At 70.6% G+C, this 14,936-nt stretch carries 10 protein-coding genes and 1 pseudogene; 3 read left to right on the forward strand and 8 right to left on the reverse strand.

Annotated features, from left to right (window positions below):
* Nucleotides 1-39: 39 nt before the first annotated feature.
* A complete protein-coding gene (locus ACFW22_RS24290; RefSeq protein WP_386408258.1) occupies nucleotides 40-993 on the reverse strand; it encodes an FAD binding domain-containing protein in 954 nt (317 codons plus the stop codon).
* A complete protein-coding gene (locus ACFW22_RS24295) occupies nucleotides 990-3,569 on the reverse strand; it encodes a molybdopterin-dependent oxidoreductase (RefSeq protein ID WP_386408260.1) in 2,580 nt (859 codons plus the stop codon). The genes ACFW22_RS24290 and ACFW22_RS24295 overlap by 4 nt, the downstream gene beginning before the upstream one ends.
* A gap of 921 nt (nucleotides 3,570-4,490) precedes the next feature.
* Between ACFW22_RS24295 and ACFW22_RS24300 the strand changes: the two genes are divergently transcribed.
* Both ACFW22_RS24300 and ACFW22_RS24305 read left to right on the forward strand, forming a co-directional pair.
* A complete protein-coding gene (locus ACFW22_RS24300; RefSeq protein WP_386408262.1) occupies nucleotides 4,491-6,590 on the forward strand; it encodes an RICIN domain-containing protein in 2,100 nt (699 codons plus the stop codon).
* A gap of 162 nt (nucleotides 6,591-6,752) precedes the next feature.
* The gene (locus ACFW22_RS24305) at nucleotides 6,753-7,397 is read left to right on the forward strand and encodes a hypothetical protein (RefSeq protein ID WP_386408264.1); all 645 of its coding nucleotides are present in this window, start codon (nucleotides 6,753-6,755) and stop codon (nucleotides 7,395-7,397) included.
* A gap of 201 nt (nucleotides 7,398-7,598) precedes the next feature.
* Here ACFW22_RS24305 and ACFW22_RS24310 read toward each other — a convergent pair whose 3' ends face one another.
* The 4 genes from ACFW22_RS24310 to ACFW22_RS24325 form a co-directional block, all read right to left on the reverse strand.
* Nucleotides 7,599-8,234: a DUF4291 domain-containing protein gene (locus ACFW22_RS24310; RefSeq protein ID WP_386408282.1), complete on the reverse strand. Its 636-nt coding sequence runs from the start codon at nucleotides 8,232-8,234 to the stop codon at nucleotides 7,599-7,601.
* A gap of 77 nt (nucleotides 8,235-8,311) precedes the next feature.
* On the reverse strand, nucleotides 8,312-9,052 hold the full coding sequence (locus ACFW22_RS24315; RefSeq protein ID WP_386408266.1) for a class I SAM-dependent DNA methyltransferase: 741 nt from the start codon (nucleotides 9,050-9,052) through the stop codon (nucleotides 8,312-8,314).
* A 273-nt stretch (nucleotides 9,053-9,325) separates the two neighbouring features.
* Entirely contained in the window at nucleotides 9,326-10,093 is a 768-nt protein-coding gene (locus ACFW22_RS24320; RefSeq protein WP_386408268.1) for an NPP1 family protein, read from the reverse strand.
* Between the two features lie 211 nt (nucleotides 10,094-10,304).
* Nucleotides 10,305-11,522: a serine hydrolase domain-containing protein gene (locus ACFW22_RS24325; protein ID WP_386408270.1), complete on the reverse strand. Its 1,218-nt coding sequence runs from the start codon at nucleotides 11,520-11,522 to the stop codon at nucleotides 10,305-10,307.
* Between the two features lie 307 nt (nucleotides 11,523-11,829).
* Here ACFW22_RS24325 and ACFW22_RS24330 point away from each other — a divergent pair.
* A pseudogene (locus ACFW22_RS24330) lies at nucleotides 11,830-11,970 on the forward strand (IS5/IS1182 family transposase); the annotation flags it as partial.
* A 226-nt stretch (nucleotides 11,971-12,196) separates the two neighbouring features.
* Here the strand turns inward: ACFW22_RS24330 and ACFW22_RS24335 are convergent.
* Together ACFW22_RS24335 and ACFW22_RS24340 are read right to left on the reverse strand one after the other, a co-directional pair.
* Nucleotides 12,197-12,622 (reverse strand): hypothetical protein, encoded by a 426-nt coding sequence (locus tag ACFW22_RS24335; RefSeq protein WP_386408272.1) that lies wholly within the window; start codon nucleotides 12,620-12,622, stop codon nucleotides 12,197-12,199.
* 387 nt (nucleotides 12,623-13,009) lie between these two features.
* The gene (locus tag ACFW22_RS24340) at nucleotides 13,010-14,149 is read right to left on the reverse strand and encodes a phospholipase D-like domain-containing protein (RefSeq protein ID WP_386408274.1); all 1,140 of its coding nucleotides are present in this window, start codon (nucleotides 14,147-14,149) and stop codon (nucleotides 13,010-13,012) included.
* Nucleotides 14,150-14,936 lie beyond the last annotated feature (787 nt).

Here is a 14,936-nt window from a genome sequence, read left to right on the forward strand (position 1 = left end):
CGACCGGCGGACCCGTACGCCCCGAACGTGCCGTCCGTGTCAGGCCTCGGTCGGGATCGTCCCCTCCAGCACGTCGAGAACGATGTCACGGAGCAGGTCCACCTTGAATCGGGTCCCTTCCCCCTGTGCACAGCGCTCGGTGGCCGCGGTCGCCGCGGCGAGCAGCAGCTCGGGCGTGGGCTCTCGTCCGAGCAGCACCCCTTCGACTTCCGGCAGTCGCAGGGGGGTGTGGGCGATGCCGCCGGCCGCGACCGCCACCGCCCTCACGAGGCCGTCGGACATCGCCGCGCGGGCCACGGCTTCGACGAGCGGCCATTCCGCCTTGGCGCGGCTGATGGCCCGGTTGTAGGCCGCATGCTCACCGGCGAGCGGAGCCGGCAGGGTGACGGCCGTGAGGATCTGGTGCGGTGCGAGCAGGTGGTCGCGGGTGGGGTCCGATCCGTCGCCGTACAGATCGGCGACGCCCACGGTCCCGAGTTCATGGACCTCGACGTCGGCGTCGTAGCCGAGCAGGGCGATGGCGATCGACGACGGGTGGGGGGCGATGCAAGGCCCTTGTGGAACCACGGTGCCGTGCAGGGTCACTCCGCCGTGCGCAGGACATGCGTCCCCTCCGTCGCGGTGGCAACGGAAGTGGGGATTGCGGTAGTACCAACAGCGGTTGTGCTGAAGGAGGTTGCCGCCGAGCGTGCCGACGTTGCGGATCTGGGGCGTGGCGAGGGCGCCTGCCGTCTCGGGCAACGCGGGGTAGTCCGCCATCAGTTCGGGATGAGAGCTGAGCTCGGCGACCGTGGTCAGCGCGCCGATCCGCGTGGTGCCGTCGGCGCGGCGGGTGATGCCGTGGAGGTCGGACAGCAGCGGAATCTGCACGGTCGGGCGGGCGGTGATTCCGGCGTGCCGCCGGGCCGTCGTGTCCGTGCCGCCTGCCTGCAGTTCTCCTCCGCCGTCGAGGACGGCGGCGGATGCCTCGTTGAGGGTGAGGGGCTGGTTCACGCGCGCAACCCTTCCAGGAGGCGGTCGGGGCGGATGGGCAGGTGAGGGGGGCGCCAGCCGGTGGCAGCGTGAACGGCGTTGCCGATGGACGCCGCGACGGGCAGGGTCGAGACCTCTCCCAGGCCGACCCCGCCACCGATGACGTGATCGAACCCCTCCTCGTGGAAATGGATCTCGATCTCCGGGGTGTCGCCGATTCCGGGGATGCGGTAGTCCTCGAGGTTGTCCGTCAGGACGACACCCGTCGACGGATCGGTGATGCGTTCCTCGTACAGGGCGTAGCCGATGCCCTGGACGATGGCACCCTGGCACTGGCTGACGGCGAGGGAGCGCGCCTGGATGCGGCCCACGGCGATTCCGCCCCAGACGCGTGTGACGCGCGTCCGGCCGAGCCGCGTGTCGACCTCGACCTCGGTGACGTGGACGGCGCCGGTGAAGCCCCTGCCGAGCGTCAGGTGGTTGAGCCCCACGGGCGTGACGTAGCCACGGCGGTCCCGCGGGCGCCTGCCGACGACGCGAACGCCTTCGGCCTCGGCGAGGAGCTCCTGGATTTCCCGGCTTCCTCGCCCCGTCGTCCTGGCGGTCAGCGCAGAGCGCAGGCGCTCGGCGGCGTCGAGGGCGGCCGGCCCGATGGACGCGGTGGTCCTGCTGCCTCCCGAGGTGGGACCGTGGACGGATGCGCCGTGGCCGATGTCCACCCGGACCAGGTGCGGGGGCAGATCCAGCTCGGTGGCGATCACGTCGGCGATGACGGAGCGCGACCCCTGGCCCATGTCCTGGGTGGCGGTGCGGGCGACCACCACGCCTTCCTCGACGGTGAGTTCGACCCGTGTGCCCTTGTCGAGGAAGTACATCCAGTTGGCGGCGGCGACGCCCACGCCGCGCCGGAAGCGACCGGTCTGCGAGCCGACGGCCGGCCGGCCGGTCCACAACGGCAACTCCGCTGCCGCTTCGTACAGGGCGCGCCGTTTGGCGTTGCCGTCCCAGCGGAGGCGCAGCGCGATGGGGTCCTCGCCCAGACGGTGGGCGGTCTCGTCCACGGTCTGTTCGAGGGCCCAGGCGAGCGGCGGTCCGCCGGGCCCCCGGAAGGGAGCCGCGGGAGGGCGGTGGGTGACGATGTCGTAGTCACGGAGCCGCCGCGGAGCGTGCCCGTAGATGAACTTCGCCAGCGAGGCCACGCTCGACCCGATGGACACGCCACCGTCTCCCCGCACGTCGAGCGCGAGCGCCGAGAGCTCGCCTCGTTCGTCGGTGAGCATGGCAATGCGGGCGTGGGTGCCGGGCCGGTGGCCGCCGTCGGTGAGTTCTTCCGCCCGGCTCAACACGATGCGGACGGGGGCGGAGTGCAGCCGGGCCAGTTCCGCGGCGGCGACCACCTCGCTGGTCATGCCGAGCTTCGAGCCGAATCCCCCGCCGACGTGTACGGCGGAGGCGTGCACGCGTTCCGGCGGCAGGCCGAATCGTTCGGCCGCCTGCTCGGCGACGGCTCCCACCGCTTGGGTGGAGACCCAGAGGTGGAGGTCGCCGTCGCCGTCCCACGACGCCAGGCAGGCATGTGGCTCCAGTGGCGTGTGGACCTGGGGCTCGGCCGTGAAGGCGGCTTCCACCAGGCGCCGGTCGCCCACCGCGCGGGCCTGCAGGATCCTCTTGACGGCACGACCGCCCCGCCAGTTCAGCTGGGCCGGGCCCCGCACGTTGCCGTTCCACGGGGCGCGCGTCACGGAGCCCTCGGAAGAATGGGGCGCCCGCTGGCGGTCCTTTCGAGTGACGTGGACCACCGGACTCTCGGGCGCCCCGGCCCGGCGGAGCTCGACCACGGCCGGCAGGACCTCGTAGTCCACGAGGACCTGCTCCGCGGCGGCCCGTGCGGCGCCGAGGGTCTCGGCGGCGACGGCCGCGATCGGCTGGCCCACGTAGCGGACGGTGCGGTCTTCGGGCAGCAGATCGACCACCCGGTCGCCACCGGTCAAGGACCTGACACGGGCATGGGCGTGCCGCGAGCGGACGAGAACGCCCTCCAGGAGGCCGTCCGGGTGAAGGTCCGTCGTGTAGAGGGCCCCGCCGGTGATCTTCTGCATCGCTTCGACGCGCGGGGGCGGGGCGTCCTCCTGGTCGTGCGCCCCCGTGCACGCCGCGGTGACGGCCGCGTAGACGTTTTCGTAGGCACCACAGCGACACAGGTGTCCCGCCAGGGCGGCGGCGATCTCGTCCCGTGACGGCGGGGCGTCGCCGTGCTCGGCTCGCCACCGGTCCACGAAGCAGGAGGCCTCCACCACGAACCCGGGCGTGCAGTAGCCGCATTGCAGTGCGTCGTGGGCGGCGAACGCCCGCTGCACGGGATGGTTGCCCTCCAGGCCCTCCACCGTGGTGACGCTCTTGCCCTCCAGCGCTGCCGCCGGCGTCAAGCAGGCCACCTTCGGGACGCCGTCGACCAGGACCGTGCACGCCCCGCACACCCCGGCGCCACAGACCAGTTTCGTCCCGGTGAGCCCCAGGGTCTCCCGCAGGAGCCGAATCGCACCGTCGTCCGGCGGGCTCTGCACCTGCCGCGCCGTTCCATTGACTGTCAGGTCCACTGCTCACACCCTCTGCGGGAGAAAGGAAGGAGCGGGCAGGACCCGCGGGTCCTGCCCGCCGGACGGAGGAGGCGGCGCCCTTCGACAACGATGACGGCCACCGGGGCTCCTTGCGTCCGGTACGTCACGGTGCGCCGGGCCGACGGCCAGGAGCGCACGCACGAGGGCCGTGACCTCGGTCGAAGGCATCGCCGTACAGAGTCTCCCCCTGGGGGACGCTGCGCACCAGCCGGGGCGGGAGTGGGGCTTGCGCCTTCCTCAGAGCGAGCGGGCCCTGGACCCATCCGGTGCAGGGTCCGCGGTCTTTTCCCAGGGGCGCCTGCGGGACGAAGCGAGGCGCCGGACGTCGGGGAAGGCGAGCTCTCTCCCCGCACGCCTCGTAGACAAGCCGGAGTTCGATGTCCCGAGTCCGGAGCTCGCCGTCGGGTTGGGGGAGTTCCTCCTCCTGGTGGCGCATCAGAGAACCTTCGCCCTGTTTCCCCGTGGGTGGGGGGATCGCCGGCACGTGCGGGGGCTGAAGGGCTCGGAGCGAACGGGGCGTGGAGACGGCGGGATCGGCCACTGGTGGGCGCATGGTGCGGCCGAGTGGCCCACTCCGTTGCAGGAGCGAAGGATTCCTTACGGCTGGTGACGGGGGGAATTCGAGAAGTAGCAATTAGGTGAATGCTTTACTGAATTAGTGTCAATACGCCCACTCGCTGTATCTCGATTCAATAACGAGATCTCGTGCAAGGTACGTACCATTCAGGGTCGACTAGCTCAACTAGCCTTTTCTTTAAAGGAATTGACAGTTCATTAGATTTGGCGGGAAGGTAACGGTCAGGTATCTCAACGGCTATTCCTGTTTGCCCGAATTCTTCCCCGTGCGGGTCTGGCAGGCTTCCGCGCACCCACTCCTCCGACCAAGGATTTGAGGTGCGCATGACTAGACATCGCAAGAAGCGCGAACACCGGCGCAAGCGCAAGGGATTGATGCTCGTCACCGCTGCCGTGGCGTCAGCGGCGGTGGTCGCGGGAGGCATCGCCTACGCAGGAATGGGGGACGGCGCTCATCCGGGAACGCGCACGGAGGCGTTCACGCCCGTGCAGGCCGGCTCCTCGCCGACTGCCGCTCCCGTGCCCGCCGTCACCCCGGCCAGGGACGAGGAGCCGGAGCCCCTCGTCGGTGAGCCCGCCAACGACACCCGGCGCGGCATGGTCTACGACGGCCTCAAGGCGGCTTCCCGGACCGACCGTTGCACGGGCGTCTACCGCACCGATGCGGGGCTGTGCACCCATGGGCCCGACGCCCCGCCCAAGGGCGTGGACATCAAGGCGGACGTGGCTCCCGTCGTGGCCGCCAAGCTCCCCGCGGTCGACCCGGCGAAGCCCGCGTCCGGGGCCCCGGTCACCGAAGAGGGGGGCGAACGCCCCCAGGACGTGCCCGTTGCCGACGCGGACGGTGCCGGTTCCGCGGCCGCCGCGGCCCCGGAGCCGGCCGCCTCGTCCGGCACCCAGGCCGTTGCCGCAGGCCCCGCAGGTCAGGTCGTGCAGTGTGACGGCGACGGCAGCACGGGCAATCGCGTACAGGTCGTGTACGTGCACGGCCCCGGCCGCGACCGGTACGCCGAGTACGTCGCCTCGTTCCGCAAGTGGGCCGCCGACGCCGACCTCATCTACTCGGCGAGCGCCGAGGAAACGGGCGGCGTACGGCACATCCGCTATGTGACCACGGCGGACTGCACGCCCACCGTGCTCAACATCGAACTCCCGGACTCCGCGCTCTCCGAGTTCGGTGCGACCAACAGGGCGCTCGCGGGCAAGGGCCTCGATCGGCGCGACCGCAAGTACATGATCTTCGCGGACGCCAAGGTCTACTGCGGCATCGGTACGTTCGCCGGCGACGAACGGCCGGGACAGAACAACCAGAGCAACTTCGGCCCCTCCTACGGGCGCACCGACGCCGGCTGCTGGGGCGGTCACACCGCCGCCCACGAGCTCGGCCACAACCTCGGCGCGGTCAACAACAGCGCGCCCCACACCAGTCGCGGCGCACACTGCACGGACGAGTACGACGTCATGTGCTACTCGGACTCCCCGTACTACCCCACGATGCGCTACGTGTGCTCCAACAGGGCGGCCGAGAACATACTGGACTGCAACCACGACGACTACTTCCACACCAGCCCCAAGGCCGGCAGCTATCTGGCCACGCACTGGAACATCGCCGACAACCAGTTCCTGATGCGATCCAAGGGCGGCAGCAAGCCCGACCCCGACCCCACGCCGACCCCGACCCCGACCCCGACGCCCACTCGCACCCCGACCCCGACCCCCACCCCGACGCCGACCGGTGGACCTGCGGTGACGGTCAGTCAAGTGCAGTCCACGGCAGCCGTGATGAGCTGGCCGAAGGTCGAGGGTGCCGCCTGGTACCAGGTGCTCTTGAACGGCAGGCACCTGACCTGGACCCAGTCCCAGGCCCTGCGCGTCTACAACCTCCGCCCCGGCACCGCGTACAAGGTTGCGGTCTCGGTGCGCGACCGGTCCGGTCGTGACAGCGGAGCCGGACCGACCGCTTCCTTCCGTACCCTCGACGCGGGCGGCGGCACGACCGTTCCCGGCAGCCGCTACACCCTCGGCAACGCGGGCACCGGCATGGCTGCCGAAGTGTGGGGCGGGCGCATCGCCAACGGGACGGTGCTCGTGGGCGCACGGGCCAATGGATACGCCCAGCAGCAGTGGCTGTTCGACGACGCGGGCGGCGGGCTCGTCCGGATCCGCTCGGCGGTTTCCGGGAAGTGTCTGCAGACGGGTGGTGCTCCCGCCGCGGGCATGTGGGTCGCCCAACAGCCCTGCGGCAACTCCACCACACAGAAGTGGAAACTGTCCCGTCGCGGCGGAGCGACCGCGGTGAACGACCCGAGCGGCGCCTACGCCCTGACGGTGAGCAACCGTCCGTACTACGGGAGTTGGCTGCTCGACCTGCAGCGCGCGGACGGCCGTGCCACACAGGCGTGGACGCTCCAGAAGCTCTCCTGACGCAGCTCTCCGGGCCGGGGACGACGTGCCCCGGCCCCCTCACCGGTCAGGCGTCGGAGGGCGGTCGCCGAGCGCGGCCGTCCACCGACGCCTCGACCCTCCGAGGTGTCTTCCCGCCGCACCTCGTTCCCACCGCACCTCACGCACCTGGAGCACCCGTCCATGCGCGCACGCCCTGCTTCCCGAACGTCCACGTCCTTCGTCTTCCTGCTCGTGTTCCTCGCCTGGTTCCTCGTCGCCCCGCCGGTCGCCCAAGCCCACGGGGACACCGTCCGGGTGGAGGTGACCGGGCAGCGGGACGGCCACGTCACCACGGAGATCACCTGGGAGGACGACGGGGACGCCGTCGAGGAGGCGGTCGCCGCCACGGTGAATGCGACCAGCCCTGACGGCTCCCGCTCCATGGGCCCCTGGCGGTTGGTCCGCGATCCCGGTACCCGGAGCGGCTGGAGCACTGCCGAAGTCCTTCCGCCCGGTACCTGGAAGGTCACCGTCGACGTGGGGTTCCCCTCTCTCGGCCACGGAGAGCGCGAGGTCGCCGTTCCGGTGGTCGATCCGGTTCCGCCCGGCACCGCAACGCCCCCCACCGGGCCGACCCCGGTGTCCACCGCCCCTTCCGTCGCACCGACCCGGGTCTCCGCCACGCCCTCGCCCGCGAGCCCTTCGGCCTCGCCGAGCACCGCTGCCGACGGTGGTGACGGTGGTGACGGTACGGCCTGGTGGCCGGTGGCCGCTCTGGCCGGGATCTCGCTCGTCGGCGCAGCGGCCGGCCTGTTCCTGCGGAGGGTCCGCCGCAGGAGGCGCTAGGCGGCCGTTGCTGCGGATCGACCGAAGGGGCACCGGGGCGGCGCCGGCTCCGCAGCCGGCCCAGACGGTGCTGCCGTCCGCAGGGAGCGTGCCGATGACGGAGGACGCCGTGGTGAACCGCCTTCCCGAGTCGAGCGGAAGCAGGATGCCGGACCGTGGATCCGGAGCGCCAAGTCGGTACGAGGCGTTCTCCTGCGGTGGTCACGCCCGGCGGTGCAGGTGGGCCACCACCTCATCGCTCACGGGGTAGGGGCGCTCATCCGGCAGGAGCCGTCGGGCGGCATCCAGCTCTCCGCCCCGTACGCGGGTGTGGATCGCGCGAGCCAGCGGTGTGACGTCGGTGATGGTCACGGTCCACTCGTCGGCGTAGAGCCGTGCGGCTTCACCGACGAGGCCGAGCTGGAGCGATCGGTGGGGAAGGGGTTGGAGGTGCAGGTCGCGTTCGGGGTCCCATTGCACACGGGCAGGAGCCCGCTTCAGTTGGCGCTTCCAGGTGCTGCGGTCGGTGTGGAGGCCGTGCGCGTAGTGGGACAGACAGGCGTGTTGCAGGGCCCACTCGAATCCTTCCCGGGCGATCTCGACGGCGAGGACGTGCTCCTGGCCTTCCTTGGTGCCCCACCCGCAGCGGTACATCATCCACAGGAACGACGGCTTGATCCACGTCATCCGGTCCCGTCGCCACGCTGCCGGGAAACGGCCGTCCAGGGCCGCCGCCCGACCGATGGCCGGCGAGTACGCCTGGTAGACGGTGACCGTGGAGTCCGTGTGCAGGGCTCGGATCTGATGCTTGGGTTCTGCCACTGGACCAGGGTGACCGCACTGCTTCGTGCGCGCCATCGAATTGCCGCGGTGGGGAGCCGCCGGGCCTGCGGGAGCGGGGGAGGTGCAGACGACGCCGGTCGAGCCGATCGCCCTCAGGCGGGCTTGCGCCACACGGAGACGTGCTTCGGGGAGTCCTGGGCGAACGGCGCCCCGTGCCAGTCGGCGACACGGCGTTCCTTTTCCAACCCGGCGATCCGCGCCATCAGGTCGAGCTCTGCCGGCCAGGCGTAGCGGTGCCGGGAGGCGTCGCGGCGGTAGCGGCCGTCGCCGTCCTCGCGGGTGAAGTGGTGCGAGACGAGGACCTGTTCGACGAGGTCGAAGGTGTCGAAGCCCAGGTGCCGTTCGGAGACGTCGAACGGCACCGCGACCTGGCCGGGCGGCAGGAACCGCAACGGTGGCACGCCCAGCTCGATGACGAATCGGCCGCCGGGCTCCAGATGGCGGGAGGCGTTGCGGAAGCACTCGACCTGTTCGTCCTGGGTGAGCAGGTTCGTGATGGTGTTGTAGACCAGGTAGACCAGACTGAACTCGCCGGGAACGATGGTGGTGGCCATGTCCCCGATGACGACCGGGAGCGTGTCCTCGTCGACTTTGCGCCGCAGCACCGCTGCCATGTGCTCGGACAGCTCGATGCCGACCACCGGCACGCCGCGTTCCCTGAGCGGGACGCCCACGCGTCCGGTTCCGATGGCGAACTCCAGTGCCCGGCCCCCTCCGGCGAGCTCGGCGAGGAAGGCGAGGGTCGGTTCGAGAGCGGCGGCCGAGGACGTCTCGGCTTCTTCGGCGTCGTAGCGCTCGGCGGTCGCACGGCTCCATAGCTCACTGCTCGTCATGGACGATCACTTTCAAGGGTGTCGAGGGGCGTTGTCGACGCATTTTCCTTCCGGGCGCGGTCCAACGGCCGATGGGGCCTTGCCCACGGGAAGCAGGGGCGAGGCCCACCGCGCGCAGCCGATCGGGCCGGGTCCGCGGGCGCGGCCCTCGGGGAGCCGTCCGTTTCGCTTACGGACGGTCCGGCGCCACCGGCGGGCGGTCGGGCCGCGGGTGATGAGGGCACCGGTGGACGGAGCGGCCCCCGGGGGTCTCCGGGGACACGGAGTCCGGGCTCATGCAGAGGGGGAGAAGGGGATTCCGGCCGGCTTCGCCTTGGCGAGGTTGCCCTCGAAACTGCCGTCCCCCAGCCCGAAGTGCGCACTGCCGAAGTCGGCGGCGACCAGCTTCTCGCGCAGACCGGCAGGGTAGCCGTTCCAGCCGACCAGGGCCGGGTACTGCCAGGTCTGCTGGTGGTTCTCCGGCGGCTCGTCGTGGGAGTTGGCGGGTCGGAAGCAGTGCGTGGACGCCCCGTCCTTGTGGTAGACGACCTTCGGGTGGGTGCCCTCCCAGCGGATCTGGTCACGGGGGTAGACGTTGAAGTTCCCGTGGGCGGAGGTGGCCACGTACTTCGCCTCGCCGTTCTGCACCCAGACCACCACGTGCTCCCAGTCGTGCCGGTGCCCGAACAGGTCCCAGCCGGGGACGACCTGGTCCTTCTCGAAGTACGAGGCGTACATGACGGCGCACCAACCGTTGTTGCACGTGGAGCGTGAGTAGCCATTGGTGTTGACGAGGTCGGACGCGTCCCGGCAGCTGCCGTTGAGCGCCCCGGTGGTCTTCAGACCGCCGTTGAGGGAGCCGTCCGGACCGATCGCGGGCACGGCGTAACAGCCGTCGGTGTCGTAGTCGTACCCCGGCTGGAAGGTGCGATCCAGTGCGTCCGCGTTGGCCGGCAGTGCGGGGGGCGGGGCGGCGAAAGCGACGCTCGGGACGGCGATCACCAAGGCGAATGCTCCTGCGAGGGTCAGCGTGGCCCTGCGGGCTCGCGCGCTCTTCAGCACCAAGTCCTCCTGGAGGTGACGGTCTTGGACACGCACTGATTTGACGTGTCCACCGCAGCCTCTAGGTGTGGGGGTGGAGAGGCCAAGGGGTGGGAGGAGAAAATCCTTGAGACGGGCCGAAAGACGACGGTCCCGAAGGCGCCGGGCCGAAAGGCGCCGGGCCGTCCCGGACGTCCTCCGGGACGGCCGACTCCCTTCCCGTGGTGCTCCGTCAGGCGAAGAGCGGATGGCCCGGAGCCAGGGCGGCGGCGATGCGCGACGCCACCGTCTGTGCGGTGTTGCCCTGCGGGGACTCCGGTCCCGTGGTCGTCGCCACGGCGATAGCCAGACCCTCGGCGGGCAGGTAGGCCATCACTTCGCCGTAGCCGGAGAACAACGGATTCTGGAAGATCCAGCCGTCCTTGACGACCACCCCGAGTCCGTAGTGCGCCTCCGCGGTCTGCGCCCGGCACACCGTCGCGGGGCAGGTGGCGGTGGGGCCGCCCTTCCCGACGGTGCCCGGATCGAGGAGCGTGCGGTACGACGCCGGTGAGATCAACCGGCCCGTGCCGATGGCCTCGGCGGACCGGCCCAGGTCACAGATGTCCGAGGTGAGCACCGCGCCCGGCGCGATGGTCCAGGAGGGGTTCCAGAAGGTGGACTCCTCGTAGGTGCCGCGCTCGTCGGTGAAGGCGTGCAGCACCGGCCGCGGCATGGCGGGGGTGAAGGAGTTGCGGGTTTCCCGCAGGCCCAGCGGGTGGAAGACGCGTTGTTCGAGGAGCCGGTCCAGACGGGTGTCGGTGATCCGCTCCAGTGCGGCGCCCAGGATCACGAAGTTGGCGTGGGAGTAGCTCCAGTTGGTGCCCGGTTCGTACCACAGCGGCTCCCCGGTCGAGATGGCGAGGAGTTCGCGCGGGCTCCACTGTCGGAACGGGTCCTCGTGGAGCGCGGCGAGGAAGCCGGGGTCGGTCACGTAGTCGTACAAGCCGGAAGTGGAGCTGCCGAGCATGCGCAGTGTGATCTCGTCGCCGTGCGGCAGCCGGGGGAGCCACCGGGACACCGGTGCGTCGAGGTCGACGCGGCCTTCGTCGACGAGTTGCAGCAGGACGTTCGTCAGATAGGGGATCGCCACTCCGCCGGCACGGAAGTGCATGTCGGTCGTGGCGGGCACTCCCGTCATCGACTCGCCGGCCGCCGTGGTGACGACCTCGCGCCCGTGCACGGTCACCTTGGCCAGTACGGCGTTCAGCCCCAGGTCCTTGCGCGTCTTCCGCACGAGGTGGGTGATGCGTGCCGCCTGTCCGCCGACGCCCTGGGGCGTCGACGCACACGCACGGGGAGGGTGGGCGGTGGCGGTCCCGGCCGGTGGGGCGGACAGGGCGGGGGCGGCGGCCGACACCAGGGCGAGGAGGGCGGCGGTGACCAGGCCAGCCGTACGGGTACGTGTCATAGCGGCACTCTGCGCGCCGTCCGCCCGGAGCGGACGGGGCGACACGCCCTGCTACCGTTCGGGCCCACTTCTTGCGGCCGAACGGCCGCAGGCCCTCGTGGCGGCGCGTGGACCGTGGCGGCGCGCGGACCCGTGCGGCCGGGGCCGGGGCCGATCGGTTCGGACCGGGGACAACGACGCCCCGGGGCGAGGCCCCCACCGGGAGAGGGGCTGCTGATGGGGCAGGACGCCCCGGGACCCCCCTACGGCCCGTACCCAGGGGCAGGAATCGGGGCCGCCACCTGAAGAGGGGAAGCGCCGTCACCGCAGCAGCCACGCGAAGATCCGCTGCCTCGGCGAGCAGGCCACGGCCATCCTCAAGGGCTGGTACCTCCTGCGGAAGCTCCGCTGCAGCACCAACCGCATCACCGACGTCGTGAAGGCCGTCCTTGTCCTTCCTCACGCCTCAGTGCGAGGTCGGAAAAGCTCACTGGGAGGTGGTGGAGCAGCATCGGCCACGGCCTGCCCTGGCGACCGGATGAAATCGGTAGCGACGATTCCCACCACAGAGAGCAGGGCCGCGGTGACAGCAATGGCTGCAACTGCCCTGCCCCGACGGCGAGGATGGGCACCACTGTCTGTCCGCAGCGTGGACTCTTCGGAATGTTTCTCGTACCTGTCACCCAAGACCACCCTTACTGGCCGGCGAGGCCCAGGCGAAGTCCATCCATCAGATCTCTGGGGGCTTGAGCGATCACGGACCCGTGGTCCACACACTTTGATCGGGTCGCAGGATCCTGGGGGTTGTCGGCGCAGTCCAGCTCGGCGTACCCGCGTGCCGCCTCGGCGGTGTGCGCGGAGGCCTGTCGCAGGGTCGCGAACCCCGGCTCGTCCACACCCTCGATCTCGGCGAGTGCCGCCTCTGCAATCGCCCCGATCGAGGTGGCTGCCGCGAGGCATTTCTCGTCGAAAAGACTCTCTGCGGTCGGTCGGCACGGGGACTTCGTGCCTTCTCCGTGGGCGGCCAGATGCTGGTCGATCAGGGGATCCATCCGGTTCTTCACCCGCTCCGCAGCTCTCTGGCCGGGGTTCGCGTTCTCCTCCACAAGCGTGGTGCTCACGGCGACAGGGGGCGTCGCCACCGGTGCGTCCGGCTCCGGCCCGCTCGTGCAGGCGGATGCCCCGATGAGGCACACGGCCGAAAGGGCGAGCGCAGCGGACGTCGTCCGTGCCCGGCCTGTCCTGGCACGTCCCATGATGATTTTCCTTTTCTTCCTCGATGTCACGGCTGTGCCAACTCCTCGGAATGCCTGCGGATCAGGGCATCGAACAATGCGTCACCCTCAGTCAGTGCTTGCTCGTTTCTGGCAATGAGATCTTCCTGGGTTTTCGATTCGATCGTGCGTCGAGGACACCGGCCGGGTGGCGCTCCGTCAGGAGCGCCACGGGGGCTTGACGCCCCACGGTCGCGGGGCGCAGCGGGATGACGGGCCCGCCGGCCCCCGGGGTCAGTTCACCGACGTCGCGTAGCCCTTGAGCGACGCGAAGTTCCGGGCGTAGGCGTCGTGCGGTGCCGCACCTTCAAGACGGATCACGGCCTCGTCCTGTTCGCGCAGGGACGACTGGTCCAGGTTGTGCGAGCCGGTGAAGGTCCACTTGGTGTCGGGGTGGCCGGCGTAGTTGCCCTCGACGGTGAAGTACTTGGAGTGGACGAGGTAGCCGTCAGAGGTCTTGAGTCGCTTCAGGGTGAGGTTGGCGTGGCCCTTGAGGGCGGCTTCCTGGGAACTGTCGGCGTAGACGACCTCGACCGTGCACCCCTGCTCGGCGAGGGAGGCGAGAGCGGAGGCGACCGCGGCGCGGTGCAGGGCGAAGGCGGCGACGCGGACGATGGAGCGGTGCGTGGTGGGCGTGCCGACGGTGGTGTTGCCGGTGCAGGAGACGTTGTCCAGGACGCCGACGACGAGGTCATCGGTCGCCTGCGGGAAGAAGTAGTACTTCTCGGTGCCGACCTTGCCGGTCGTGTAGTAGTCGTTGTTCGCGACGGCTGCGGCCAGGTCGTTGAAGTACCCCACGTAGGCCGTGTACAGGTCGGTGTTGCCGACGACGGTGTAGGCGTTGTTCCAGTACTTGGCGGTGTTGACCGCCGTCTGGTTCGCGGACGTCTGGATGACCACGTCCTCGCCCAGGCCCGCCACCGCGCCGACGCGGGAGAAGGTGAAGAACTTGTTGTGGTTGATCGGGTTGGTGCCCGCGGTCGCCATGCAACCGCGCCCTTCCGGGCAGACCTTGACCCAGGAGCCGGCGCTCGTGTCCGTGCCCAGTGCGCTGATCACGGACTGGGCTGCGGCAGAGGTGTGGTACTTGAAGTCCAGGACGACCCGGACGTTGACGCCCCGGGCGTGGGCGTCGACGAGGGCGTCGGCGTAGTCCTGGTCCTTCAGTGCGTACAGGGCGGCCCGGATCATCCGGCCGGACACCGTCTCGTCGATCGTTCCGATGATGTGGTCCTTGACGGCGTTCTGCTCCGTCACCGTGCCCTTCGGGTCGTTGAACACCGCTCCCGTGGTGACCGGGGCCGTGCCCTCCGCGACCGCTGGACCGGTGCCCGGCAGGATCAGGGCGCAGGCGAGCAGCAGGGAGACACCCATGCGCCGCCCGGTGCGTCGGTGTGCTGTCGTGAAGATCGGGATCACTCCTCGTCGTTGACGGACTCGTGCGACCCGCACGGGAACACCCGTGCGCGTCGCGGCGTCAGAGTAGGGGCGGGGCGGACGGGCCGTGGATGCGGGTCCTGAACGCTCGTGCAGTACGGAGCTGCGCGGAGCGCTGCCCCCGGCGCGGCCCCGGGCCTCGGCGACGACTCCCCGCGATCCCGACGTTCCGCAGGCCCGGAACGGGCCCCGGTCGGCCGGTCGGGCGCGGACCGCTCCGCCCGGAAGGGGCCGAGTCCGGTCACGGCCACCCGGGCCGCCGCGGGAGGAGACGGTGCGTCACCGAGCCGGACGCGAAACCGCGTTCGACGTCCGACCGCTGTGCGGCCCCGCCCCGTGCCGTCGCCCACGCGGTGGGGCGGAACGGCGCCGGCGTGCGGCAGGGAGGAGCGCGGAAGGGTGCCGAGGACCTGCAGTGAACACCCGTGCCGGCCGCTGGGACGATGGGGGAACAAGGGCAGTGGGACTCCGGCGTGTTCCACGCGGACCGGTCTCCGAACCCGGCGCGGCGGGTCCGGTGTTGCTCGTCGGCTGCGAAGTCTCCCTTTCCTGCGAGGAGTTCGTCGCCAAGGGAACGGGCTGTCGGGGACCGTGCGTCCCCGAGGCGCGCGGACGCACGGGTGCGCCGCCCCCGTTACCTTTTCCGTGGCCCTGAAATGGGGCTCCTGGCCTCCGGGCCCGGCATGACTGTTGCCCCCTGTCGAAGGCATGACCTGGGGGGTGG

Source organism: Streptomyces sp. NPDC058872, assembly GCF_042743065.1.
GTDB lineage: Bacteria > Actinomycetota > Actinomycetes > Streptomycetales > Streptomycetaceae > Streptomyces.